21 protein-coding genes are annotated in these 23,956 nt (G+C 72.7%); 5 read left to right on the top strand and 16 right to left on the bottom strand.

The genetic code is table 11. The annotated features are described in order from the left end of the window. Positions 1-18: 18 nt before the first annotated feature. From AC07DO_RS15535 to AC07DO_RS15495, 9 genes are all read right to left on the bottom strand, one after another. Positions 19-744, bottom strand: a complete 726-nt coding sequence (locus AC07DO_RS15535; RefSeq protein ID WP_479060694.1) for an ABC transporter ATP-binding protein — start codon at positions 742-744, stop codon at positions 19-21. A 91-nt stretch (positions 745-835) separates the two neighbouring features. Continuing rightward, a complete protein-coding gene (locus tag AC07DO_RS15530) occupies positions 836-2,065 on the bottom strand; it encodes an alginate lyase family protein (protein WP_479059954.1) in 1,230 nt (409 codons plus the stop codon). 103 nt (positions 2,066-2,168) lie between these two features. Next, a complete protein-coding gene (locus AC07DO_RS15525) occupies positions 2,169-3,116 on the bottom strand; it encodes an ABC transporter ATP-binding protein (protein WP_479059953.1) in 948 nt (315 codons plus the stop codon). Beyond that, a complete protein-coding gene (locus AC07DO_RS15520) occupies positions 3,106-5,541 on the bottom strand; it encodes a hypothetical protein (protein WP_479059952.1) in 2,436 nt (811 codons plus the stop codon). The genes AC07DO_RS15525 and AC07DO_RS15520 overlap by 11 nt, the downstream gene beginning before the upstream one ends. Before the next feature lie 87 nt (positions 5,542-5,628). After that, positions 5,629-5,805 carry a hypothetical protein gene (locus tag AC07DO_RS15515; RefSeq protein ID WP_479059950.1) on the bottom strand — a complete coding sequence of 59 codons (177 nt, stop codon included), beginning with the start codon at positions 5,803-5,805 and terminating at the stop codon, positions 5,629-5,631. A gap of 388 nt (positions 5,806-6,193) precedes the next feature. After that, complete coding sequence (locus tag AC07DO_RS15510; RefSeq protein ID WP_479059949.1) at positions 6,194-9,439, bottom strand: ABC transporter permease; 3,246 nt, start codon at positions 9,437-9,439, stop codon at positions 6,194-6,196. Positions 9,440-9,601: 162 nt separating this feature from the next. After that, complete coding sequence (locus AC07DO_RS15505; RefSeq protein WP_479059947.1) at positions 9,602-10,375, bottom strand: DUF3710 domain-containing protein; 774 nt, start codon at positions 10,373-10,375, stop codon at positions 9,602-9,604. Position 10,376: 1 nt separating this feature from the next. Further along, positions 10,377-10,916: a dUTP diphosphatase gene (gene dut, locus AC07DO_RS15500; protein WP_479059946.1), complete on the bottom strand. Its 540-nt coding sequence runs from the start codon at positions 10,914-10,916 to the stop codon at positions 10,377-10,379. After that, positions 10,916-11,500: a PaaI family thioesterase gene (locus AC07DO_RS15495; protein WP_479059944.1), complete on the bottom strand. Its 585-nt coding sequence runs from the start codon at positions 11,498-11,500 to the stop codon at positions 10,916-10,918. The genes dut and AC07DO_RS15495 overlap by 1 nt, the downstream gene beginning before the upstream one ends. A gap of 58 nt (positions 11,501-11,558) precedes the next feature. Here AC07DO_RS15495 and AC07DO_RS15490 point away from each other — a divergent pair, with 58 nt between their 5' ends. Further along, complete coding sequence (locus AC07DO_RS15490) at positions 11,559-12,011, top strand: DUF3093 domain-containing protein (protein WP_479059942.1); 453 nt, start codon at positions 11,559-11,561, stop codon at positions 12,009-12,011. A gap of 52 nt (positions 12,012-12,063) precedes the next feature. Here AC07DO_RS15490 and AC07DO_RS15485 read toward each other — a convergent pair whose 3' ends face one another. The 4 genes from AC07DO_RS15485 to AC07DO_RS15470 all read right to left on the bottom strand — a co-directional run bounded on the left by AC07DO_RS15485 (position 12,064) and on the right by AC07DO_RS15470 (position 15,617). Beyond that, complete coding sequence (locus AC07DO_RS15485; protein ID WP_479059941.1) at positions 12,064-13,005, bottom strand: hypothetical protein; 942 nt, start codon at positions 13,003-13,005, stop codon at positions 12,064-12,066. A 13-nt stretch (positions 13,006-13,018) separates the two neighbouring features. Beyond that, a complete protein-coding gene (locus tag AC07DO_RS15480) occupies positions 13,019-13,315 on the bottom strand; it encodes a DUF4193 domain-containing protein (protein ID WP_055563079.1) in 297 nt (98 codons plus the stop codon). 394 nt (positions 13,316-13,709) lie between these two features. Continuing rightward, a complete protein-coding gene (locus AC07DO_RS15475; protein ID WP_479059939.1) occupies positions 13,710-14,957 on the bottom strand; it encodes a sensor histidine kinase in 1,248 nt (415 codons plus the stop codon). A gap of 6 nt (positions 14,958-14,963) precedes the next feature. Continuing rightward, a complete protein-coding gene (locus tag AC07DO_RS15470) occupies positions 14,964-15,617 on the bottom strand; it encodes a response regulator transcription factor (protein WP_055563081.1) in 654 nt (217 codons plus the stop codon). A gap of 312 nt (positions 15,618-15,929) precedes the next feature. On the opposite strand from AC07DO_RS15470, the gene AC07DO_RS15465 reads away from it, so the two are divergent. Beyond that, the gene (locus AC07DO_RS15465) at positions 15,930-16,103 is read left to right on the top strand and encodes a hypothetical protein (protein WP_361731879.1); all 174 of its coding nucleotides are present in this window, start codon (positions 15,930-15,932) and stop codon (positions 16,101-16,103) included. Positions 16,104-16,250: 147 nt separating this feature from the next. On the opposite strand, the gene AC07DO_RS15460 is transcribed toward AC07DO_RS15465, so the two are convergent. Further along, the gene (locus AC07DO_RS15460) at positions 16,251-17,066 is read right to left on the bottom strand and encodes an inositol monophosphatase family protein (RefSeq protein WP_479060693.1); all 816 of its coding nucleotides are present in this window, start codon (positions 17,064-17,066) and stop codon (positions 16,251-16,253) included. Positions 17,067-17,095: 29 nt separating this feature from the next. Then, positions 17,096-18,223, bottom strand: a complete 1,128-nt coding sequence (locus AC07DO_RS15455) for a ferrochelatase (protein ID WP_479059936.1) — start codon at positions 18,221-18,223, stop codon at positions 17,096-17,098. Positions 18,224-18,482: 259 nt separating this feature from the next. On the opposite strand from AC07DO_RS15455, the gene AC07DO_RS15450 reads away from it, so the two are divergent. Then, positions 18,483-19,727, top strand: coding sequence for an MFS transporter (locus AC07DO_RS15450; protein WP_479059935.1), 1,245 nt, complete (start codon positions 18,483-18,485; stop codon positions 19,725-19,727). Further along, on the top strand, positions 19,681-21,006 hold the full coding sequence (locus tag AC07DO_RS15445) for a D-arabinono-1,4-lactone oxidase (protein WP_479059933.1): 1,326 nt from the start codon (positions 19,681-19,683) through the stop codon (positions 21,004-21,006). Before AC07DO_RS15450 ends, AC07DO_RS15445 begins: the two co-directional genes overlap by 47 nt. Before the next feature lie 47 nt (positions 21,007-21,053). Here the strand turns inward: AC07DO_RS15445 and AC07DO_RS15440 are convergent, their stop codons facing one another. After that, positions 21,054-22,343, bottom strand: a complete 1,290-nt coding sequence (locus tag AC07DO_RS15440; protein WP_479059931.1) for a hypothetical protein — start codon at positions 22,341-22,343, stop codon at positions 21,054-21,056. 463 nt (positions 22,344-22,806) lie between these two features. Between AC07DO_RS15440 and sepH the strand changes: the two genes are divergently transcribed. Next, positions 22,807-23,919, top strand: coding sequence for a septation protein SepH (gene sepH, locus AC07DO_RS15435; protein ID WP_479059930.1), 1,113 nt, complete (start codon positions 22,807-22,809; stop codon positions 23,917-23,919). Positions 23,920-23,956: the final 37 nt, after the last annotated feature.

The following is a 23,956-nucleotide window of genomic DNA, read 5'->3' as shown; positions in this document are numbered from 1 at the left end:
GGCCGGTGGAGGGCCTGCTCAGAGCGTGACGATCTCGCCGTCGCGCAGTTCGAGGACCCGGTCGGCCAGGTCGAGGAGTGCCGTGTCGTGCGTGGCGACCAGGGCGGTGACGCCCTCGCCGCGGACGACGGCGCGCAGCAGCTCCATCACGGCGAGCCCGGTCTCCGCGTCGAGCTGTCCGGTGGGTTCGTCGGCGATCAGGAGGGCGGGCCTGTTGGCGAGGGCGCGGGCGATGGCCACGCGCTGCTGCTGCCCTCCGGAGAGCTCGCCGGGGCGCTGCGCGGCGTGGTCCGCGAGTCCGACGAGGGCCAGGAGGAGGGCGACGCGCTCTTCACGCGCGCGTGGATCCGTTTTACGGAGCCGCAGCGGGACGCCGACGTTCTCGGCCGCGGTGAGGATGGGGATGAGTCCGAAGGACTGGAAGATGAAGCCGAGCCGGTCGCGGCGCAGCTCCAGGAGGCCGCTCTCGCCGAGGCCCGCGAGTTCCACGCCATCCACGGCGATCTTCCCCTCGTCCGGGGCGTCGAGCCCGCCGACGAGGTTGAGCAGCGTCGTCTTGCCGGATCCTGAGCGGCCCTTCAGGGCGACGAGTTCGCCGCGCGGGACGGTGAAGGAGACGCCGCGCAGGGCGTGGACGGCCGCGGCGCCCGAGCCGTACGTCCGACGGAGACCCTCGACGACGACCATGTTGTCGGTATTGTCAGCGTTATTGGCGTTGTCGGCGTCCCCCGTGCCCGCTGTCATCGTCATCGGCCACTCCCCCGTTCCGCCCCCGGGTGATACGGGTGCCGGGCGCCAGTATCACCACCCGGCGCCCGGCCTTCCAAGACCCGTATCAGCGCGGATTGCCCGCGTGCGTCAGGGTCTCCCAAGCGACGAAGAGGTTGTTGGAGCCCGCGGGGCGGTTCTGTTCGGTGAGTTTCTGCGTGTTGGTCATGGCGTGGCCGAGACGGCCCGCGAGGGCGTTGTAGCCGACCTCGGTGACCGGGCCGAGGCCGCGGTGGACCGCGCCCTTGCAGAGGGACGCGGGCGGGGCCTCACCGAGCTCGTACTTGGCCTGGAAACCGAGCCCCTGGCGCAGCCGCTCGCCGACGTCCGTCGCGTACAGGTCCTGGCCCTGGATGCGACTGGTCTCGGCGACGTGGGAGATCGCGGAGAGGCCGTACCCGGTGTGGGTGAGGTCGCGGCAGGTCTCCTGGGTGAGGCCGGTGGTGAACGTGCCCTGGCCCTGCCAGTACTTGACGATCTTCTCGCGGGTGTCGAGGTTCTGCTTCGGCGCGGTCCTCGGCAGCGGACCGTCGGACGCGAGATAGACGTAGGCCGCGGTGCGCGTGCGGAACGTGGCCATCGCCTTGTCGTACGACGCCTTGTCCTCCAGGAAGACGGAGATGCCGATGGCGGCCTCCATCATCGAGAGCTCCCAGTTCCCGTTGGAGTTGGAGCCGTTGATGACCTCGGGCAGGTAGACGGTGCGCAGCATCGTCGCGAAGCGGCCGGAGTTCGCCCAGTTCCCGTCGTACGTGTACTTGATGATCTCGGCGGCGCGCGGCCAGCTGGACCCCGCCCAGCCGGTCTGCAGCGGCGCGTTGCTGTTGGTGTGGTCCTTGATGGCGGCCGACCAGGCGTCCATCAGCTCGATGGACTTCTTCGCGTAGCGCTCGTCACGCGTGATGTACCAGGCGAGGGCGGTGGTGTACGCGGCTATGGCGTCCTCGCGCTCGTCGGTGCAGCCGTGGTCGGGGTCGGAGTAGGAGCCGCACTCCACGACCGCGCGGGGCTTGGGGGTACGGGAGAGGGAGGCGTATTTGCTGCCCATCATCTGGTCGTAGGCGGACTTCCAGGGCTGGGCACCCGCGGTGACCTTCTCGCGGGTGAAGTCCAGCTGGCCGCGGGAGACGGTGACTCCGGGGTGGACGAAGGCTGTGGGGGCGGCGGGGGTGGCACGGGCCGCGGGGGCGGCCTCGGCCTCCGCGGCTCCGGGCCAGGCGATGAGCCCGGCGACGAGGGCGGCCGCCACGGAGGCGACGGCCGCCCCTGGGGAGCGGCGCGGCATGGAGATGGGCATGGGGGGACCATCCGTTCTTGTATGTGAACTTCAAGTGCCTTTCTGAACAAGCGCGTTGGGCCGTGACCATAGGTACGGACCAGCCTTCCGTCAAGGCGTGAAGTCAGAGTTCGCGTTCGGACGACCCATCGGACGACTCAGCCGTGGGCTCAGGCCTGTCCGGCCACACCCCCACATGTCCCGGCTCCGCCGTCAGCCGTACGCGCCCCTGGAGCCCGTACCTCTCGACGTACTCCCCCGGCAGCTGCAGCCGCCCCGCCCTGTCCAGAACCGTGAACTCCTCGCCGTCACCACCCTCCTCGCGCAGCGTCTCCGTAGAGGTGCGTCCGTCACGGATGCGCACCGTGCGCCGCACCTGTTCCGATACGAGCGGGTCGTGCGTGACGACCAGGACGGTCGCGCCGAGCTCCTCGTTGGCGCGCCGCAGCGCCGTGAAGACGTCCTCGCCGCTCGCCGTGTCCAGCTCACCCGTGGGCTCGTCGGCGAGCAGAACGCGCGGGGAGCTGGCGGTGGCGACCGCGACGGCCACCCGCTGCTGTTCACCGCCGGAGAGCTCGTCGGGCCGCCGGTCGCGGCAGTGCGCCACACCGAGTACGCCGAGCAGTTCCGCGGCCCGATCCCGGCGTGAACGACGCGGCACGCGCGTGTACTTCATCGGCAGTGCCACGTTCTCCAGGGCGGTCAGATAAGGCAGCAGATTGCGGCCGGTCTGCTGCCAGACGAAGCCCACCGTGCTCCTGCGGTAGCCGAGCCGCTCACGGCGCCCCATGGTGAGCAGGTCGTGCCCCGCGACCTTCGCGCGGCCCGCGGTGGGCAGGTCGAGCCCCGAAAGGATCGACAGGAGCGTGGACTTGCCCGACCCCGAGGCGCCGACGAGGGCCACGCACTCGCCCTCCGAGACGACCAGGTCGAGGCCCTGGAGGGCCTGTACCTCGACCGCCTCGGTCCGGTAGACGCGGACGAGGTTGTCGCAGACGACCAGGCCCTCGTCGGCCGCGGGGCGCCCCGCGGCGCGGGCCCGCGCCTCCAGTTCGGCCAGATCAGTGGTCATCCGCTCTCCCCAGTCGCAGGACGGCGCCGAGCCCCCGGCGCCGCCCGAGCCAGGTCTCCACGCCCACCGCCAGGGCGGCCAGGAGACAGAGTCCCGCGCCCAGAGCCGCGGTGAACAGCGCGTCGACGTGCCGGACGGGCGCCGCGGGCCCGCCGGTGAACTCCCGCAGATCCAGGGCGGGTCCGAGCAGCGAGGGCAGCGCCAGGCCGAGCGCGACGCCGCCCACGACCGCGGCGAGCACCAGGGGCAGGAGCTGCAGCAGGTGCAGCGCGGACGCGGCGCGCCCGCCGAGGCCGAGGGTGCGCAGGCAGGCGGTGGTGCGCCCGCGCGCGGGCGCGGAAAGGAGCAGTTCGAGGACGAGGGCGACGAGAGCGAGGAGCACGGCGAGCGCCGTGCAGGCGGTGTGGGCCACGGTCACGGCAGCGATCAGCCGGTCGTCGTCGGCGTCCGCCTGCTCCTCGGCCCGGATGCGGAGCTCCCCGCCGGTCGCGCCGGGGGCGGCTCGGGGTACGAGGGCACGTAGCGCCTCGGTGTCCGTCCGGGCGCCGTACAGCAGGAGCGCGGACTCCTCGGACTCCGCGGCCTTGAAGGCCCGCAGGTCCCTGTTGTCGGCGACGAGGAGGTGCTGCCGGGGTGCGGTGGCGCCGCGCACGGGTCCGAGCGCGGGGTCGCGCGCCACGTCGTCCGGCAGCCTCGCGACGATCCGCAGTCGCGTCTCCTTGCCGAGCCGCGTGAAGGTGAGCAGGTCACCGGCGTGCCCCTCGGAGGCGAGTACGCGGATGTCGCGGCCGCGTCCGCCCCGGGTGAGCCCCGCGTCGTGCAGCGCGCGGGCCGCGGGCGAACCCGGCGCCGCCGCGCGGAGCTTCGCGCCGTCCACCCCGACCAGGCTGGAGATCCCGTACCGTCCCCCGTCCCCGCCGCTCACCGGATCGACACGCAGCTGCCGCACGGTCACCGTTTTCCGCACTCCACGCGCGCGTGCCAGCCGCTGCGCCGTGCCGGGGTCGCGTTCGGCGCCCAGGAAAGAGGCGTCGGCGCCCACCCGCCAGGCGGCCGCGGTGTGCCGTCCCTCCACGAGCGTCCCCAGAACGAGCCCTCCGAAGACGGCACCGGCGAGCGTCACCACCAGGACGAGGAGCGCGAGACCGCGCGCGGGGGCCTCCTTGGCGGCGCGGGAGAGCGCGACGAGCACCACGGCACCCCTCCCCCGTGCCGACCACCGCGCGACCGCGTGGACCGGCCACGGGTAACAGCGCACGAGGACCGCGACCGTCGCGAGCCCCAGCAGCACGGGCACGGCGGCGAGCAGCGGGTCCGGTCCCGCCGCGCCCTCCGTGCCCCGTGCCCGCAGCGCGAGGACACCGCCCGCGGCGAGCAGCAGCACCAGCGCCTCCACCACCAGCCTGCGCCCGGCACCCCGCGGCGCCCGCTCCCGCAGCACGGCCCGGTCCCGTACGGCGAACCACGTGAGGGCGGGCAGCAGCAGCCAGCAGACGAACGCGACGGCCAGCCCCCGGCCGTACGCGGGTGGACTCCCCGGCACCGCCGCGGCGGCCGCGCAGCCGAGGCCTGCCCCGAGTACCGCGGCGGGCGCGCTCTCCACCGCGCGCCCCAGGGCGAGAGCGGTGGCCGACGCCCCGCGGGCCCGCCGCAGCCGGTCCCCGTCGAGCCGTCGGCGTACGAACAGGAGTGAGGTCACGACGACCGCGGCGAGCCCCACGCCGAGCAGGGACGCCGGCGCGAACGACATCACGACGTTCGCCTGCCGCCAGCGGGTGCGGAACTCCTCGTAGGCGCCGGGCAGTTCGGTGTCGCTCTCCAGCTCGGACGCGGGATGGGTGCCGAGGAGGCACCACTTGCCGCCGTACGTCTCGACGTTGCAGAAGGCTTCCTTGGCGGCGATCGGGTAGCGGGCCATGAGCCGCTGGAAGTCCCGCGCGCCGCGGTCCCCCACGAAGCGGGCGGCCGTCTCGCCCCGCAGGTCGAGGCGCACGTTCCACTCGACGGTGAGCTCGGCGTCCGCCTGGTTCTGCAGGATCTCGGCGGCGCGGGGTGCGATGAGCGCGCCGATGTCCGGGGCGGTCCCGGGCGGCCCGGGCAGGGGGCGGGCCAGCAGGGGCTTCTCGCTCCAGAGGCGCTCGTGGGCGCGCTTGCCGCCTCCTTGATGCCCGTTCCCTCCGTCCTGCGCGCGGTAGACCCCTACGACCCGGCCCACGGCCCGGACGTTCGTCAAAGCGCCGCCCCGCAGGTCGATGCGCTGTCCGACGCGGAGCCGGAGCGCGTCACGCGTCCGCTCGGAGACGGCGAGCTCCACCACCTGCCCGCGCGCGCGGGGTGCCCGCCCGGCGACGTACGCACCCCGTCCGGGGGCGTCGGAGGCGTACACCAGGGACAGCGAGGCGCCGCCCCTCACGTCCGTGTCCACCGTGGGCAGGGCGATCCGGGTGGAGTCGAGGACGAGGCTGCCGCGCAGCGCGGCGGGGGAGGCGTTCTCGATGGCGGTTCCGTAGCGCTAGAGATCGGCCCCGAGGTCGCTCTCCACGCCCGGAGAGGGATCCTCCGGATCGATCCGCGCGCTGTGCACCACGCCGGGGGCGGTCCGCTGCACCTGCTCGAACCGCCCCGCCAGCGCCTCCCCGCCGAGCCGTTCCAGCAGCCCGGGCCCACCGGCGGCAACGGCGACCAGCACGCCGATCAACACTCCGAGCCCCACCGCCAGCGCCCCCCACCGCCCCCACTCACCCCGTCGCTCACCCCTCACCACCGCCCATCACCCCCACACCGCACCCCCAGCGCCGCCGCACCCGGCACCCCCGCCACGCTCCGGACCGCCGCGCAACAACTCACCCCACGCCCCCCATACACGGCACACCCCACACCCCAGACACCCCAACGAACCTCAGGAGCACCACACGCGCCCACCCCGCGCCACCATGACGCACCCCCGCGCCCCCGCGCCCCCACACACACGGCACACCCGCACCACAGACACCCCAACAAGCCCCAGGAGCACCACACACGCCCACCCCCGCGCCACCATGACGCAACCCCCACGCCCCTACGCCCCCACGCCCCCCTCACACCCCCTCCCCCGCCCGCAGGACCCGCGCCAGGTCCACCCGCCCCAGCACCCGCGCCGCCACCGTCACGACCCCGCAGATCACCGCCGCGGTCGCCCCCGCCGTCACCGTCACCCTCACCCACGGCACCGACGCGACCAGCTCCGGGAAGACCGGGTCCCCCTCCGCGTCGACCGTCACCACCGGCATGATCAGCAGCGCCAGCGCGCCGCCCAGTGCCGTGCCGAGCACCGTCGCCACCGCGGCCAGCGCCAGCTGCTCGGTCCACAGGTATGCCGCGAGCTGCCCCCGCCGTAGCCCGAGCGCCCGCAGCAGCCCGAACTCCCGTTCCCTGTCCCGCGCGGAGACCACCGTGTGCAGGGTGAACGCGATGACGGCGAAGGCGGGCGCGAGCACCAGGCACAGGACGAGCGCCCCGCGCGCCCCGCGCCGCAACGGGTCGGCGGCCAGTTCCTCCTGAACGAACGGGACGTCCACCGCGTGCCCGAGGCGCGGATCCCCCCGCACCGCCGCGAGAGCCGCCGCCGCGTCCCCGCCACGGACCCCCACCCACCACGCACTCTCCGCCCCCGGCAACGCACCGCCCAGGGTCCACTGCGCGGCCATGGCACGGGAGTCGGCGAGCAGCCGCGGCCGATCGCGCGGCAGCCCCGGCACCGCGGCGATCCGCCCGACGATCTTCACGCGTGCGCTCCCGCCCGTACTCCCCCGCACCGTCACGGTGTCACCGACCCGCACCGCGCCGGAGGCCAGCAGCGCGTCGTCGGCGAGAGCGGGCGCGGCCGGGCGCCCCCTGGGGCGGTCGGTGCCGAGCCGCACGCTCCATGGGGGGTATTCGAGGTCTCCGTCCGGCCCCCGCAGCACCGCGTCGACGAGCTTGCCCGCGCCGGGCCGGTCGGAGCAGAGGACGGGTCCCGGCGCCGTCGCGGACGAGGGCGACCGCCGGCCGCGGTCCGGCTGCTCACGCCCGGCGTCCGGGCAGCCGGCCGCGTGCCGGTCGGGCGGGTCCGTCCGCAGGTCGCGCCAGCGCGCCGGGCGCGTGAGGCCCGGCACCTGGTCGACCGTCAGCCGGTACGTCCGCCGTACGCGCTCCCCGACCATGCTCAGATCGATCTGGAGGATGCGTACGCCCGCGCCGCGCGCCCCCACCTTCAGCGGGACCGTCCGCGCACCGCCCTCCTCGATCGACACGGAGCTCGAACGGGTCAGCCCGTCACCGTCTTCGAAGAAGACGGTGAGACGCACGGGCACGACCCTGCCGCCCCCGTCCGCCGAGAGCCGCACGCGCAGCGGCACCTCCGTCGACGGCCCCCGGCCTGTCGCCCGCACCACCGGCAACCCGTGCTCCGGAATCCCTCTGCCGAGCGGCGCCACGAGCTCCCGCACGGGGCGGTCCGCGAGGTCGCCGCGCAGCGAAGGGAGCGGCCCGCGCTCGGTGTTGATGCCGGTGACGGCCACCGCGTCCTGCCCGACGTACCCCTCCGTGGTGACCACGGGCGTGACGGACTCGGCACCCGGCAGCGCCTCGTACGCGGCGCGTCGCTCGCCCGGCGGCACCCCGTCGCCCGGCTCCACGCGCAGGTCGGCGCCCACCTGGAAGGTGGCCTGGTCCCGGTCGCCGCGGTCCAGGACGGCGAGGGCCGTGCTGCTCAGGGCGGCGACGGCGAGGGCGAGCGTCACCACCAGGGCGGGCCCCGCGTGCCGGGCGGCGCGGCGGCCGATCTGCCAGCCGCCGAGCGGCAGGGCGAGGCCGCGGCCGCGCCGCGCGAGCGGGTCGACGACGCGGGCGAGCAGCGGCAGGAACCGCAGGACCAGGAGCGCGGCCGCCACGGTCATCGCGACGGGGGCGAGCACGAGCACCGGGTCGACGGCGTTGCCGCCGGTCACCGGCGACCGGTACTGCCGCAGTTGCAGCCAGCCGAGCACGGCGACCGCGGCGAGCGCCAAATCCGCCCCGAACCGCTGGGCCCCCGCGAACCTCGCGACGCGCAGCCGCAGCCTGGCCACCGCACGCCGGTCCCGCACGACCCGCGCGGTCGGCACCAGCACCCCCAGACCGTGCACGACGAGCGCTGCCAGGGCCGCCGCCCATCCCGGCCCCGTGACCGCCGTCGCGGGCAGGTCGCCCTCGACGAGCCCGGCCTCTTCGAGTACGTGGAGCAGCGGTCCCGCGAGGAACGGCGCGGCGAGCCCGGCGGGCACGGCGACGCAGGCCCACTGTCCGGCGGTCGACAGGACGATCCGGCGCGTGCCCGCTCCGCGCGCGGCCAGCAACGCGAGCTCGGGCCGCCGGTGTTCGGCGAGCTGCCGTGCGGTGAGCACGAGTGCGGCCACGGCGAGCGCGGCGAGGAGTGTCGCGGGGACGTAGAGCCCGGCGCGGGCCACGGCGATCGGCGTGGAGAGCCGGTCGAGGGCCCTGCGCAGTCCGGCGGACAGCGTCAGGTCGTCCCCGCCGACCGCGTTGCTGCCCGCGAAGCGCTTGGCCCGCTCCCGGAGCGGCTCGATGTCGCCCAGTCGCAGCCCGTCCGCGCGGGGCACCCCGAGCCACAGCGTCCTGGCGTCCCGCGCGAGGCCCTGATGGCGGGCGAAGGCCTCGCGGGGCACGACCGCGATCGTGTCGGGCGTCCCGAACGTACTGCTCAGCGAGGCCCACACGGCCGGCGCGCGCCCTTCGGGGGCGTACACCCCGACGACCCGCATGGGCACCGGCCGTGCGTCCGCGCCCCGCACGGTGAGCCCGTCGCCCGGCCGTGCGGCGAGCTCCGCGGCGACGACCTCGGTCAGAGCGACCTCCACCGGCCCGTCGCCGGTGCGCGGCCACCGCCCGGTCACCAGTGAGGCGTGCCGTTCCGCGCCCTGAACGGCGACTACGGAGAGGGTGGCGTCCTCGCGCGGGCGGCCCGCGGCCGTGGTGACGGCGAGTTCGTCGTTGCGGGCCGCGGGTGCGCGCAGCGCGGACCAGGTGTGGTGGGGTACGTCGCCGTAGGTGCGGTCGAGCGCGGCACGTACGCCCTCGTCCAACTCCCCCGCGCCGTGCTTCCGGTGGGCGCCCACGACCTCGACCACGGCTTCGCGGTCCGCGGCGAGTCTGCGCTGGGCCCCGCCCTCGACGGCCTTCTCGGAGAGTGCCGCCAGCGCGGCGAGCACGGTCGCCGCGAGCAGCACGGCGAGCCCGGCCGCGCAGAGCACCAGGCCGTGCTGCCCGCTCCCCCGCACCGCCGCGGGCAACCGTCGTCGCCTCACCGCACCGGTCTCCCCCCGCGTGACCGGCACAGTATGAGCGCACACAAAAGTGGCCCGCAATGGTCCGGACGAACCGGAACCATCGCGGGCCACCGCGCGGTTGAGGAAGTGTCAACGCACCTCGGCGATCAGTACACCTCGGTGATCAGTACACCTCGGTGATCAGCGCACCTCGGTGATCTCGGGGCCGCGCTGCAGCTGCCCCATGCCGCCCGAGAAGCGCGAGCCCTCCTGCTGCTCCTGCTGGACGCCCTCGGCGACCATCTGCGCGTCGTCCGGCAGCTTCAGGACGATCGGGTCGCGCGGCGCCATCGGGCCGTCGCCGCGCACGACGACCGTGTCCCGGAAGATCTGCTCGAGGAGCCCCGCGGCCTGCGGCTGCACCGCGCCCTGGCCGGAGATCACACCACGCAGGAACCAGCGCGGGCCGTCGACACCGATGAAGCGCACGACCTGCACCCCGCCCGTGCCGTCGGGCAGCTGCACCGGCACCTGGGCGCGCAGCTCCCAGCCGAGGGCGCCCTCGACCTCGTCGATGACACCGCCCTGCTGGGTGATGCCCGAGGCGATCTCCTCGCGGACCTCGCCCCAGATGCCCTCCTTCTTGGGGGCGGCGAAGCCCTGCAGCTGGATGGCGCTGTCCTGGAGCACGACGGTCGCCGCGACGATCGCGTCGCCCGCGACCTCCACCCGCAGCTCCATGCCCTCGACGCCCGGCACGAAGAGCCCACCGAGGTCCACCCGGCCCTCGCCGGGCTCACGGACCTCCGAGAGGTCCCAGGGACCGTCGGGACGGGGCTCCGGCTCGAGCCTCACGCGCGACCGCGCGGCGTCGGCGGAGTCCGCGGGCTCGACACCGTGCACGTCGTCGACGACCTGCTCGTCCGCGCCCGCCGCGTCCTCGGCGGCACTGTCCTTCTTGCGACGTCCGAACACGTCACTGTCCTTCCCGGTCGGATACGACCGATGCGTATCGATTCCCACCCGTTTGTTCGCCCGGGCTCGCACCCGGACCGCTGCCCACGGCGGCATGGCCGCCGGTGGACCCGAAGCCCCCCTCGGCCCGCGCCGATTCGGGAAGCTCCGCCACCTCCTGGAAGCGAACCTTCTCGACCTGCTGGACGACCAGTTGGGCAATCCGGTCGAAACGCTCGAACCGCACGCTGTCGCGCGGGTCGAGATTCACCACGATCACCTTGATCTCTCCACGGTACCCGGCATCCACCGTCCCCGGGGCATTCACCAGAGCGACACCGCAGCGTGCGGCGAGCCCCGAACGGGGGTGCACGAACGCCGCGTACCCCTCCGGGAGGGCGATCGACACGCCGGTGGGCAGGATCACCCGCTCACCGGGCGCCAGTTCGCAGGATTCCGTCGTCCGCAGGTCGGCGCCCGCGTCTCCGGGCTGCGCGTAGGCGGGCAGCGGCACCTCGGGGTCGACGCGCCTGATCAGCACGTCCAGTTCGCGGGAGGGCATCACGGGTTCACCTCGAAGGCGCGGGCGCGCCGGATCTGGTCCGGGTTGTTCATGGCGGCCCGGATCTCCTCCGGGCGGCCGTTGTCGATGAAGTGGTCGACCTTCACCTCGATGAAGAGGGCGTCGGCGCGGACCGCGACGGGGCCGTCGGGGCCGCCGATGCGTCCGGTGGCGGTCGAGTAGATCTTCCGTCCGGCGACGGCGGTGACCTCGGCTTCCAGGAACAGCACGGTGCCCAGCGGCACGGGCCGCGCGAAGTCGGTCTCGAGGCGTCCGGTCACGGCGATCACACGCAGCAGCCAGTTCAGCGAGCCCAGCGTCTCGTCGAGCGCGGTGGCGAGGACCCCGCCGTGGGCGAGGCCGGGGGCACCCTGGTGCGCCTCGCGCACGGTGAACTCGGCGGTGACGGCCACGCCCTCGCCGGCGCGCGCCGCGAGGTGCAGCCCGTGCGCCTGACCCTCGCCGCAGCCGAAACAGTGCTCGTAGTGAGCGCCGATGAGCTCACCGGGGGCGGGTGCGTCGGGGTGGCGGACGGGCGCTATCGCGTCGGCCGGGGGCGTCAGAGCTGCTGATGTACCACTCACAGGCGCAGACCTTACCTCCGCGTCAGCGTGGTAACCGCACCGTGCCAAGCTTGGTTCCATGCAGCCTTACGAAGAACGCCTGACCGCGCCCCGTTCGTGGTGGTTCGCCTCGGTCCTGGTGGGCGTGGCGATGGCCCTGATCCTGCTGCCGTTCGGCACGCTGCCGCTCCTCGGCGGCCTGGTCGGCGGCACGGCCGTGGCGGCGGTCGTCACCAGCGCGTACGGCGCGGTGCGGATCCGTGTGGTGGCGGGCTCGCTGGTCGCCGGCGACGCGAAGATCCCGGTGTCCGCGCTGGGCGACGCGGAGGTCCTGACCGGCGAGGAGACACGCGCCTGGCGCTCGTACAAGGCCGACCCGCGCGCGTACATGCTGCTGCGCGCCTACATCCCGACGGCCCTGCGCGTGAACATCACGGATCCCGAGGATCCGACTCCGTACGTGTACGTCTCGACGCGGCACCCGGAGGAGCTGGCGGCGGCCCTCGACTCCGTGCGCAAGAGCGCCGCGTAAGGGGCAGGGGGCGGCTCGACGCGGGCTGGGCGCGGCTCGGCGCCGCGCGGGCTCAGCGCCCCAGCTCGCGGGGGATCTCCCCCATCCGCAGCGGGTTGTCCGGCTTCTCCAGGGGCGGCAGCTGGGGCAGCTCGCTCCACGGCACCTGGTTCTTGCTCAGGTCCTTGCGGATTCGCGCGGCCAGCTTCCTGGTGTCCCTGCGGTTCATGACCGCTCCGACCGCCGCACCGACCATGAACGGCATGAGGTTCGGCAGGTTCCGGACCATCCGCTTCATGATCTGCTGTCGCAGCTCGCGCTTCATCTGGCCGCCCAGGGCGGCGTTGAAGGTCGCGGGTTTGGTGACCTCGACGCCGCGCTCCTGCGACCAGGAGTTCAGGTAGGCGGTGCTGCGCTGCTTGAGGTTGCCTTCCGGCCGCAGGCCGTAGACCTCGTGCAGCTCGGCGATCAGCTTCAGTTCGATGGCGGCGACGCCGGTGATCTCCGCCGCGAGCTCGGCAGGCATCGCGGGCGGCACCGGCAGCATCGCGGCGGCGCCCACTCCCGCGCCCACGGTGGACGTGGCGTTGGCGGCGCCCGCGATGAGCTTGTCCGCGAGCTGTTCGGGGCCGAGGCCCGGGAACTGCTTGCGGAGGGTCGCGAGATCGCGGACCGGGATCCGCGGGGCGTTCTCGATGAGCCGGTCGGCGAGATATCCGATGCCGGCCTTGGCGCCGCGCCCGCCCTTGCGCACGCCTTCCTTCACTCCGTGCGTGACGGCGGCAACACGGCTGCCCCTGGACCCGGCCTCATCGGCGCTCCTAGCGGTCCTGGGGGCCTTGTCGGCCGCCGTCGCGTCCGGCACCGCCTCAAGGGCGTTCGCCGGTTCGAGCGAGGCTGCTCCGTCTGCGGAAGAGCCTCGCCCGTCGTCACGTGCGCCGACGTCCGAGACGCCGGCTTCGTCCGCCCCGCGCTTGCGGAAGCGGCGCTTCCGGAACGGGGTCGAGCCAGTCACGGCCGACCCCGCCTCAGTCGCAGTCGCGGCAGATCGGCTGGCCGTTCTTCTCCTTGGCCAGCTGGCTGCGGTGGTGCACCAGGAAGCAGCTCATGCAGGTGAACTCGTCCTGCTGCTTCGGGAGCACGCGGACGGCGAGCTCCTCGTTGGAAAGGTCGGCGCCAGGAAGCTCGAGGCCCTCGGCGGCCTCGAACTCGTCGACGTCGACCGCTGAGGTCGACTTGTCGTTCCGCCGGGCCTTGAGTTCCTCGATGCTGTCCTCGTTGACGTCATCGTCGGTCTTACGTGGGGTGTCGTAGTCCGTTGCCATGTCGCTCTCCCCCTCTGGGTGTCTGCGGGTGTCTCCAGCGCACGTAACGCGTGAGAGGCCGGACTTGTGCCCGACCTGAGGCGGAGATTTTGCCTCACATCAAGGTCTGTTACTCAATCGACACCCAACCGCACCCCTGAAGAGGCGTTCTGTTGGATGGCGATCGGGACCGTACACGGTCCCTCTACTGCGCTTCACGGGCGCCACCCCGTGTACTTCCCGTGATCAAGACTCCCGAAAACCCGGATTTTCCCGGCTTTCCGACGACTTTCACGATCACAGAGAGTAGATGGCCGAAAAATCGCCTCTGTGATCGATCGCACACTTCATCCCCGGGGTCCACCCCTGGAAATTCCGCTCAAAGCGAACACGTCAGCGCGTCTGCGGCCGCTTCTCAGAGAGGCAGGGTGACTCGCATCACGAGCCCTCCCCCCTCACGCGGCTCCGCGATGATACGGCCCCCGTGGGCCCGCGCCACCGACCGGGCGATCGACAGGCCGAGACCCACGCCCTTGTCGCTGCCCGTCCGCTCCGTACGCAGCCTCCGGAACGGCTCGAAAAGGTTGTCGATCTCGTACGCGGGCACCACCGGGCCCGTGTTCGACACCACAAGGACCGCCTGGCCGTGCTGGGCCTCCGTGGTGACCTCGACCCAGCCCTCGTCCTGCACGTTGTACCTGACGGCGTTCTGGACGAGGTTCAGGGCGATCCGCTCCAGGAGGACGCCGTTGCCCTGCACGACGGCCAGACCGCGCTCCCCCCGGATCTCGACGCCCTTCGCGGCGGCCTCGGCCCGCACCTGGTCGACGGCGCGGTGGGCCACCTCGGCGAGGTCGACCGGTTTCCGTTCCACGATCTGGTTGTCGCTGCGGGCGAGCAGCAGCAGGCCCTCGACGAGCTGCTCGCTGCGCTCGTTGGTGGCCAGCAGCGTCTTGCCGAGCTGGTGGAGCTCCGGGGGCGCACCGGGATCGGAGAGATGCACCTCCAGGAGCGTGCGGTTGATCGCCAGGGGCGTGCGCAACTCGTGCGAGGCGTTGCCGACGAACCGCTGCTGGGCGGTGAAGGCCCGCTCCAGACGGTCCAGCATCTCGTCGAAGGTGTCCGAGAGCTCCTTCAGCTCGTCGTCCGGGCCGTCCAGCTCGATGCGGCGGGTCAGGTCCGTGCCGGCCACCCGGCGGGCGGTGCGCGTGATCCGGCCGAGCGGCGAGAGCACGCGGCCCGCCATCGCGTACCCGAAGGCGAAGGCGATCACGGCGAGGCCGAGCAGGGCGAGCAGCGAGCGGCTCAGCAGGTTGTCGAGGGCGCTCCGGCGCATCTGGTTGACGCACTCGTTCAACGCGGCGTTGAGCTGCACCTCGGTGGGGTGCTCCTGGAGGCCCCGGAAGTTGGTGCAGGTCTTGCTGCTCACCGTGCTCTCACCGGTGACCCTGAACGGCAGGTCACTGCCCACGTTCAGGGCCTGGGCGGCGAGCAGGTAGATGATCGAGAGCAGCAGGATGCCCGCGATCAGGAACATGCCGCCGTAGAGCAGCGTGAGCCGTATGCGGATGGTCGGGCGCAGCCAGGGGAACGGCGGCTCGGCCTTCCTCGGGTCCCACGTCGGCTTCGGAGGCGCGGCTGGCGGCGCCGGGGTCGCGGCCACCGCCGGTCAGATCCGGTAGCCGGAGCCCGGCACCGTCACGATGACGGCGGGCTCGCCGAGCTTGCGGCGCAGGGTCATGACGGTCACCCGGACGACGTTGGTGAACGGGTCCGTGTTCTCGTCCCAGGCCTTCTCCAGGAGCTGCTCCGCGGAGACGACGGCACCCTCGCTGCGCAGCAGCACTTCGAGGACGGCGAACTCCTTGGGGGCCAGCTGGATCTCCTTGCCCTCGCGGAAGACCTCGCGGCGGTTGGGGTCGAGCTTGATCCCGGCGCGCTCCAGGACGGGCGGCAGCGGCACGCTGGTGCGCCGTCCGAGGGCACGCACGCGTGCCGTGAGCTCGCTGAAGGCGAAGGGCTTGGGGAGGTAGTCGTCCGCGCCGATCTCCAGGCCCTCGACGCGGTCGCTGACGTCGCCCGACGCGGTGAGCATCAGGACGCGGGTCGGCATGCCGAGCTCGACGATCTTGCGGCAGACGTCGTCGCCGTGGACGAGCGGGAGGTCCCGGTCGAGCACGACGACGTCGTAGTCATTGACGCCGATGCGTTCCAGGGCGGCCGCGCCGTCGTACACGACGTCGACGGCCATGGCCTCCCGGCGCAGTCCGGTGGCCACCGCATCGGCGAGCAGCTGCTCGTCCTCGACGACGAGTACGCGCACGTCGCTGTCCTTCCTCTGTGCCCCTGCGGGCAGGTCTGTCTTGGGGTAGGGCTCCATCCTGCCCCTTTCGGCCATAAACCGGCTGTAAGACGGCCTGTCGACGTGCTCGGGCCACGGGAATGCCGGATTTTCTCGGGCGGTTGAGGTTTCTGGTGAAGGGAGCCAGGGGAGGACGGCCTTACACCCGCGATCACGCTTTGTATGTGGCGCGCCACGAACCGCTTTCCCAGAGCGGCTTGAGACGTGATCGCCCCTTCTTTGAGGGCACACCCCCGTGCCATCGACCCACGACCCGACCGAGGGGGCGCAACCATGGACGCATTCACCGCAGGTCTTCTGCAGCGCATAGAGGCCACGGAGTCCGACCTCACGAAGGCCCGTGAGACGGGAGACGACTTCCTTGCCGAGGTCGAGCTGGCGGAGCTGGAAGATCTCCACCGCCTGGCCGCCGAGCACGGTGTCGAGGTGGGCGCACTCCACGCCTGACCGAGCCCAGAGAAACTGAACAGAAGGGCCCCGGCACCTGGATGAGGTGTCGGGGCCCTTCTGTCTACGCGGGTGCGGTGTCCGCCGGACGCGGTGTCCGCAGGGTGAGGTGTCCGCAGGGTGAGGTGTCCGCCGGACGCGGGTGCCTCAGTCGTGCCAGGCGCCGAGCTCCTCCAGGAGGCCCTGGAGCGTCTCGAAGAGGGCGGGCGGTGCAGCGATGCTCAGCTCGCTCGAAAGGGGCTCCCCGGGGCGGCCACCGGTCAGGGCGCCCGCTTCCCGCGCGACGAGGTCGCCCGCCGCGAAGTCCCACGGGTTGAGCCCCCGCTCGTAGTACGCGTCGAGCCGGCCCACCGCGACGTCGCACAGGTCGATGGCGGCCGATCCGGCGCGCCGGATGTCGCGCACCCGCGGGATCAGGTGGCGGGCCACCTCGGCCTGCTGGGCGCGGCGCTCGGCGATGTACCCGAAGCCGGTGCCGACCAGGGCCTGGTCGAGGGAGGGGGCGGGGCGCACGCGCGCGGGCATGTCGTTGATGTGGGCGCCCTCGCCGAGGACCGCGCGGTAGGTCTCCCCGCGCATCGGGGCGTGCACGACCCCGACGAGCGTCTCACCGTCCTTGCGGGCGGCGATGGACACGGACCAGTCGGGGCGGCCGTACAGGTAGTTGACGGTGCCGTCGATGGGGTCGACGACCCACTGGACGCCGCTGCTCCCTTCGGAGCTCGCGCCCTCCTCGCCGAGGACGCCGTCGGCCGGCCTGCGCTCCGCGAGGAAGTCGGTGATCAGCTTCTCGGAGGCGATGTCCATCTCGGTGACGACGTCGACGGCGCTGGACTTGGTGGCGGCCACGCCGAGGTCGTCGGGACGCCCGTCGCGCAGGAAGGTCCCCGCGCGGTGTGCGGCCTCCAGGGCGACGGCGAGGAGTTCGGCCTTGAGGCCGGTCGGGTCGGTCACGTCGTTCAGGTCGGTCACGTCGTTCACGGGAGGGGTCCTTACGCGTACGGGCTGTCGGCGCCCGCGGCGGCGGGCTTCGGGGTGCGGGCGGGGCAGCAGCCGATCGGGCAGAGGTTGTGGCTCGCGCCGAGAGAGCCCAGGGCGCAGGGGCTCACGGGTGCGCCGCTCTCGGCGGCGGCCCGCTCCAGGACCAGCTCCCGGATCGCGGCGGCGAAGCGCGGGTCGGCCCCGACGGTCGCCGAGCGCCGGACCGGGAGACCGAGCTCCGCCGCCTTGGCCTCGGCCTCGGTGTCCAGGTCGTACAGAACCTCCATGTGGTCCGACACGAAGCCGATGGGGACCATGACCACGGCGGGGGCTCCGGCAGCGTGCCGCTCCTCCAGGTGGTCGCAGATGTCGGGCTCCAGCCACGGGATGTGGGGGGCGCCGCTGCGGGACTGGTAGACGAGCTGCCAGGGGTGCTCGGTGCCGGTCTCCTCGTGGACGACGTCGGCGATGAGACGGGCTACGTCGAGGTGCTCCTTGACGTACGCACCGCCGTCGCCGTGGTCCTCGACGGGGCCGGAGGTGTCCGCCGCCGCGTTCGGGATCGAGTGCGTGGTGAACGCGAGGTGCGCGCCGTCCCGCACGTCGTCGGGGAGGTCGGCGAGGGACTTCAGGACTCCGTCGATCATGGGACGTACGAAGCCGGGGTGGTTGAAGTAGTGCCTGAGCTTGTCGATCTTCGGCAGCTCCAGGCCCTCGGACTCCAGGACGGCGAGGGAGTCGGCGAGGTTCTCGCGGTACTGACGGCAGCCCGAGTACGAGGCGTACGCGCTGGTGGCCAGGACGAGGATGCGGCGGTGGCCGTCGGTGACCATCTCGCGCAGGGTGTCGGTCAGGTAGGGCGCCCAGTTGCGGTTGCCCCAGTAGACCGGCAGGTCGAGGCCGTGCTCCGCGAAGTCCTTGCGCAGGGCGTCGAGCAGGGCGCGGTTCTGGTCGTTGATGGGGCTGACCCCGCCGAACAGGAAGTAGTGCTGCCCCACCTCCTTGAGCCGCTCCTTGGGGATGCCGCGCCCGCGCGTCACGTTCTCCAGGAACGGGACGACGTCGTCGGGGCCTTCGGGGCCGCCGAACGAGAGCAGCAGCAGGGCGTCGTACGGAGTGGGATCCAGCGCATCGGACATGTATCCGATCCTGCCACCCGCCACTGACAGGCGGAAAACGGCCTCCGCCGTCCGGAAAAGTCACACTGCGTCAGGCCCGGAGATCTCGGTGTACCGACCCCGGAGATCTCGGTCTACCGGTCCCGGACATCACAGTGCGCCGACCCCGAAAATCACGGTGCGTCGAGCCCCGCGGGAGCCGTAGGCTGTATCGGCCATCTTCATGCCTTACCGGGGTTCCTCCTCTCGGGAGCCGTCCCGGCGTTTCAGCGGAGTCCACGTGCCCAGCCCCTACCGCGCCCTCTTCGCCGCCCCCGGCACCAAGGCGTTCTCCACCGCCGGGTTCCTCGGCCGCATGCCGCTGTCGATGATGGGCATCGGCATCGTGACCATGGTGTCCCAGCTGACCGGGCGGTACGGCCTCGCGGGCGCGCTGTCGGCGACCGTGGCGCTGTCGGCGGCCGCGATCGGGCCGCAGATCTCCCGGCTCGTCGACCGGTACGGGCAGCGCCGCGTGCTCCGCCCCGCGACGCTGGTGTCCCTGGCCGCGGTCGCGGGACTGTTGCTCTGCGCGAAGTTCGAGACGGCCGACTGGACGCTGTTCGTCTTCGCCGCGCTGGTCGGCTGCGTGCCGAGCGTGGGTTCGATGATCCGGGCGCGCTGGGCCGTGCTGTACCGCGGCACCCCGCAGCTCCACACGGCGTACTCCTTCGAGTCGGTGGTGGACGAGGTCTGCTTCATCTTCGGGCCGATCATCTCGATCGGGCTCTCCACGGTGTGGTTCCCCGAGGCCGGACCGCTGCTCGCGGGCGCCTTCCTCGCCGTGGGTGTCTTCTGGCTGACGGCGCAGCGGGCCACCGAGCCGGTGCCGCACCCGCGCGAGCAGCACACCAAGGAGTCGGCGCTCCGCAGCGGGGGCCTCCAGGTGCTGGTCGCCACGTTCGTCGCGACCGGCGCGATCTTCGGGTCGATCGACGTGGTGACCGTGGCGTACGCGGAGGACCAGGGCCACAAGTCCGCGGCGAGCCTGGTCCTCGCCGTCTACGCGCTCGGCTCCTGCGTGGCCGGTGCGGCCTTCGGCCTCGTGCACTTCAAGGGGGCGCCCGCCCCCAGGTGGCTGCTGGGTGTCTGTGCGATGGCCGTGAGTATGATCCCGCTGCAACTGGTCGGGAACCTGCTGTTTCTGGCCGTGGCGTTGTTCGTGGCGGGCCTCTCCATCGCACCGACGATGATCACGACGATGGCCCTCGTCGAGCAGCACGTACCACGCGCGAAACTGACCGAGGGCATGACGTGGGTGAGCACGGGACTCGCGGTCGGCGTCGCGCTCGGCTCCTCCGCGGCCGGCTGGGTCATCGACGCCGCGGGGTCGGGGGCCGGGTACGGGGTACCGGGGATCTCCGGGGCCGTCGCGGCCGCGGTCGGATTCCTGGGGTATCGCCGGCTGAAGCGGCCGGTTCCGCAACGGGGAGGGTCCCATGAGCACGGGCACGGGCAGCGGGAAGAGCACAGCGACGTGGCGTAACTGGGCGGGCAACGTCACCGCACGACCGGCCCGGGAGACCACTCCGGCCTCGGTCGACGAACTGGCGGCCGCCCTGCGCAGGGCCAAGGAGGACGGCCTCCGGGCGAAGCCCGTCGGCACGGGCCACTCCTTCACGCCGGCCGCCTCGACCGACGGCCTCCTCATACGCCCCGACCTGCTGACCGGCATCCGCGGCATCGACCGCGCCGCGGGCACGGTCACCGTGGAGGCCGGCACCCCGCTGAAGCGCCTGAACGCGGCGCTCGCCCGGGAGGGCCTGTCGCTCACGAACATGGGCGACATCATGGAGCAGACCGTCTCCGGGGCCGTCAGCACCGGCACGCACGGCACGGGCCGCGACTCGGCCTCGGTCGCCGCCCAGATCGCGGGCCTCGAACTGGTCACCGCGGACGGCACGGTCCTGACCTGCTCCGCCGACGAGAACCCCGACGTCTTCGCCGCCGCGCGGATCGGACTCGGCGCGCTCGGCGTGATCACCGCGATCACCTTCGCCGTCGAGCCGATCTTCTTCCTGACGGCCCGTGAGGAGCCGATGACCTTCGACGAGGTCACCGACGACTTCGACGCGCTCGTCACCGAGAACGAGCACTTCGAGTTCTACTGGTTCCCGCACACCGGGAACTGCACCACCAAGCGCAACAACCGCAGCCCGGGCCCCGCGGCCCCGCCCGGCAGGGTCAGCGCCTTCGTGGAGGACGAGCTGCTCTCCAACGGCCTCTTCCAGGTGGTCAATTCCGTGGGCCGGGCCTTCCCCGCCACCATCCCGGGCATCGCCAAGATCTCCAGCAAGGCGCTCTCCGCGCGGACCTACACGGACATCCCGTACAAGGTCTTCACCAGCCCGCGCCGGGTGCGGTTCATGGAGATGGAGTACGCCGTTCCGCGCGAGGCCCTCGTGGCGGCCCTGCGCGAGCTGAAGGCGATGGTGGACCGCTCGCGGCTGCGGATCAGTTTCCCCGTGGAGGTCCGCACGGCGCCCGCCGACGACATCACGCTCTCCACGGCGTCGGGCAGGGAGACCGCGTACATCGCCGTCCACATGTACCGGGGCACGCCGTACCAGGCGTACTTCGCGGCTGCCGAGCGGATCTTCACCGCGCACGAGGGGCGGCCGCACTGGGGCAAGATGCACACGCGCGACGCGGAGTACTTCTCCAAGCAGTACCCCCGCTTCGGCGAGTTCACCGCCCTGCGCGACCGCCTCGACCCCGACCGCATGTTCGCCAACGACTACTTGCGACGGGTCCTCGGCGCCTGACACTCCTCCATAGGGGCGTCTACGGAGTGGCGTCAGCGGAGTGACCTCTACGGAGTGGGCGATCCGCCCTGCTGGGGTTCGCCGCCGGTGCCCGAGCCCTTCGAGGGCGTGGGCGTCGGGGTGGGCTTGGGTGTGGGCGTCGGGCCCGTCGTCGAACCGTCGTCCCCGGAGTCGGAGCCGTCGTCCTTGCCCTGGTCCTTGTCCGGGTCCGTGCCGGTGCCGTTTCCGGTGTCGCCCTTCGAACCGGAGCCGGTGCCGTCGCCGTTGTTGTTGCCCGTGCCGTTGCCCGAGTTGTCGCCGCCGGTCCCGTTCGGGTCCTGCGACGCGTTGTCGCCGCCCTCCTGGGAGCCATCACCCGTGCCCGACGTTCCGTCGTCCGAAGGCTGCCCGGAGGGTTCGTCGGTGGACGGGGACTGCTTCCTCGAAGAGGAGTTGTGCCCCGAGACTCCGTTGCTGATCGTGGTGCCCTCGCCGCCGCTCAGGTCCTTGCCGGAGACCAGCTCGTACGTGGTGATGCCCGCCATGGCCACACCGAAGACGACGGCCGCGGCGATCAACGGCCGCTTCCAGCTGCGGACCTGCGTGCGGTGCGTGGTGCCCTCGGTGAACTCCTCCGACGGCAGCGCGGGTTCGAAGGCGCTCGTCGCCGCCGGCACCTGGCCGGGGCCCGTGGCGCGCAACACGCGCGTGGCGTCGTCGTGCGGCAGCGCCTGTGTGGCGTCGACCGCCCCGAGGAGCTGCGTCCGCTCGGCGTCGGCACCGGCTCCCGCCGTGGGCAGCAGCGTCGTGGCGTCCGCGTCGCCCGCGGGATGCGGCACCGTCGCCGGGTCCGTGCCCGCGGCGGGGAGGACCGTGGTGGGGTCCGCCGCGGGATCCGCGTCCCCGGCCGTGGGCAGCAGCGCGGTCGCGTCGGCATCGGTGCCGGGGGCGGCCGCCTCAGGCCTCCCCCACGTGGTGGTCACCGGCCCCGTCGCGCCAAGAGCTCCCGTGTAGGCGGAGGTTCTGGCGGAGGTCCTGAACGTCTCGGGCACCTGCGTCGCGGCCGTCACCGGCACCTGCCGTGCCTTCGGCTTGGCCTGCACCGTGACGTCGCGTATCTGCTCGCCCGTACGTTTGAAGAAATGCTGGAAGACAGTGCCGCCGCAGGTCGCGATCGCGCTCACGACACCGGCGCCGAGGATCGTCCCGTAGACACCGAGGTTCGAGGCGAGCTTCGCCGCCACGACCGCGGCGATGGCACTTCCGGCCACCTGCGGCACACTCAGATCGAGCCGCCGCTTCTCCTCCGGCGCCCCCTGGTCCTTCGACTCCTTGCCGGAATCCGGCTTTTCACGCATCTCCGACCCTTGCCTGCCTTTCTCGTCCGACTGCACGAGACAGGGACGTATGGGCGAAGCGATTAGTTCCGTTTCTGCCGATTCCGTGAAGTGCGCCACCCGCGCACAAGCGGCGCAGGGCAGGGGCGGCCACCAACTCCCGTCCTCCATGAGAAGTTCGGCGGCGCGGCGGTCCACCCGCGTGGCCCGAATGGAGTACTGTTGCGAGCCCTGGGTCCGGTCTCCCGCCAGGGTGCCCGGGGCCTTGCAGGACCGCCGGGTGGGGGGCTCGCTGCACAGGGTGACGAACCTCGTCACTTAGCGTTGCGAAAAGGTAACCGTGCCATAACGGCGATCCAGGGCCCCTGCCCGACACGCCGGGCAACTCGGCAAGGTTGTGGCAGGCTGCACCCGGGCAGGCCACACTCGACTAGCGGAAGCAGCGACGCACGTGACGTCGGCAGGCACCACCCGGGAGGTCCCCATGCCCGAACTGCGTGTCGTGGCCGTCAGCAACGACGGCACACGGCTGGTGCTGAAGGCTGCGGACAGCACGGAGTACACGCTTCCGATCGATGAGCGGCTGCGTGCGGCCGTCCGCGGCGACAGGCCCCGACTCGGACAGATCGAGATCGAGGTGGAGAGCCACCTCCGCCCCCGAGACATCCAGGCACGGATACGTGCCGGCGCCAGCGCGGAAGAAGTGGCCCAGCTCGCGGGCATCCCCGTCGATCGCGTCCGCCGCTTCGAAGGACCCGTGCTCGCCGAGCGCGCCTTCATGGCGGAGCGCGCCAGGAAGACTCCCGTACGCCGTCCCGGCGAGAACACCGGGCCCCAGCTCGGCGAGGCCGTCCAGGAGCGGCTGCTGCTGCGTGGCGCCGACAAGGACACCGTCCAGTGGGACTCCTGGCGCCGTGACGACGGCACCTGGGAGGTCCTGCTCGTCTACCGCGTCGCGACCGAGCCGCACTCCGCGTGCTGGACGTACGACCCGCCCCGGCGGCTCGTCCAGGCCGTGGACGAGGAAGCCCGTTCGCTGATCGGCGAGACGGACGACATCGCCGCGCCCGAGCCCAGCTTCCCGTTCGTGCCGCGCATCGCGCGGCTCCCCCGGGACCGGCCCGCGGACCGGCCGCTCGACCGCGCCCTGGACCGTCAGCTGGACCGCCCGAGCATCCCCGCGCCTCCGGCCGATCCGCCGGAGGAAGGGGTCGGAGCGGGCTCCGCGGTCGCCGAGCAGGAGCGCGACTCCCTGACCAGCCTCCTGGAGGCGGTGCCGAGCTTCCGCGGCGACATGGTGGTTCCCGAGCGCCCCTCGGCGGCCACCGCGGAACTGCCGCCGTCCGTCACGCCCGTCGCACCCGCCCCGGAGGAGCCCGAGCAGGAGCCGGACGCCGAGGAGCCACCGGCGGCAGCCGGCGCGGGTGCCGCCTACGCGGACGTGCTCATGCCGCGTTCGGTGGCGAGCCACCGCGACCGGCTCGTCGGCTCGACGGACCGCCAGGCGGAGGCCGACGGCGTACGACCGGGCCGGCGCGCGGCGGTCCCCAGCTGGGACGAGATCGTCTTCGGCACGCGCCGCAAGAAGCAGGAGTAGCCGCGAGCAGGCGGCTGCTGTGGAGAGGGGGGTCGCA

The organism is Streptomyces sp. NPDC045678 (genome assembly GCF_056432085.1).
The sequence above is the reverse complement of the archived record's forward strand: the minus strand, read 5'-3'. Positions and strand labels throughout refer to the sequence as shown.

What these genes read in the sequence shown, in the direction of transcription:
- dut (WP_479059946.1), bottom strand. Translation starts at nt 10,916, where the DNA reads ATGCCCTCCCGCGAACTGGACGTGCTGATCAGGCGCGTCGACCCCGAG.
- AC07DO_RS15535 (WP_479060694.1), bottom strand. Translation starts at nt 744, where the DNA reads ATGACAGCGGGCACGGGGGACGCCGACAACGCCAATAACGCTGACAAT.
- AC07DO_RS15525 (WP_479059953.1), bottom strand. Translation starts at nt 3,116, where the DNA reads ATGACCACTGATCTGGCCGAACTGGAGGCGCGGGCCCGCGCCGCGGGG.
- AC07DO_RS15445 (WP_479059933.1), top strand. Translation starts at nt 19,681, where the DNA reads ATGAGCACGGGCACGGGCAGCGGGAAGAGCACAGCGACGTGGCGTAAC.
- AC07DO_RS15490 (WP_479059942.1), top strand. Translation starts at nt 11,559, where the DNA reads ATGCAGCCTTACGAAGAACGCCTGACCGCGCCCCGTTCGTGGTGGTTC.
- AC07DO_RS15530 (WP_479059954.1), bottom strand. Translation starts at nt 2,065, where the DNA reads ATGCCCATCTCCATGCCGCGCCGCTCCCCAGGGGCGGCCGTCGCCTCC.
- AC07DO_RS15480 (WP_055563079.1), bottom strand. Translation starts at nt 13,315, where the DNA reads ATGGCAACGGACTACGACACCCCACGTAAGACCGACGATGACGTCAAC.
- AC07DO_RS15455 (WP_479059936.1), bottom strand. Translation starts at nt 18,223, where the DNA reads ATGTCCGATGCGCTGGATCCCACTCCGTACGACGCCCTGCTGCTGCTC.
- sepH (WP_479059930.1), top strand. Translation starts at nt 22,807, where the DNA reads ATGCCCGAACTGCGTGTCGTGGCCGTCAGCAACGACGGCACACGGCTG.
- AC07DO_RS15440 (WP_479059931.1), bottom strand. Translation starts at nt 22,343, where the DNA reads ATGCGTGAAAAGCCGGATTCCGGCAAGGAGTCGAAGGACCAGGGGGCG.
- AC07DO_RS15465 (WP_361731879.1), top strand. Translation starts at nt 15,930, where the DNA reads ATGGACGCATTCACCGCAGGTCTTCTGCAGCGCATAGAGGCCACGGAG.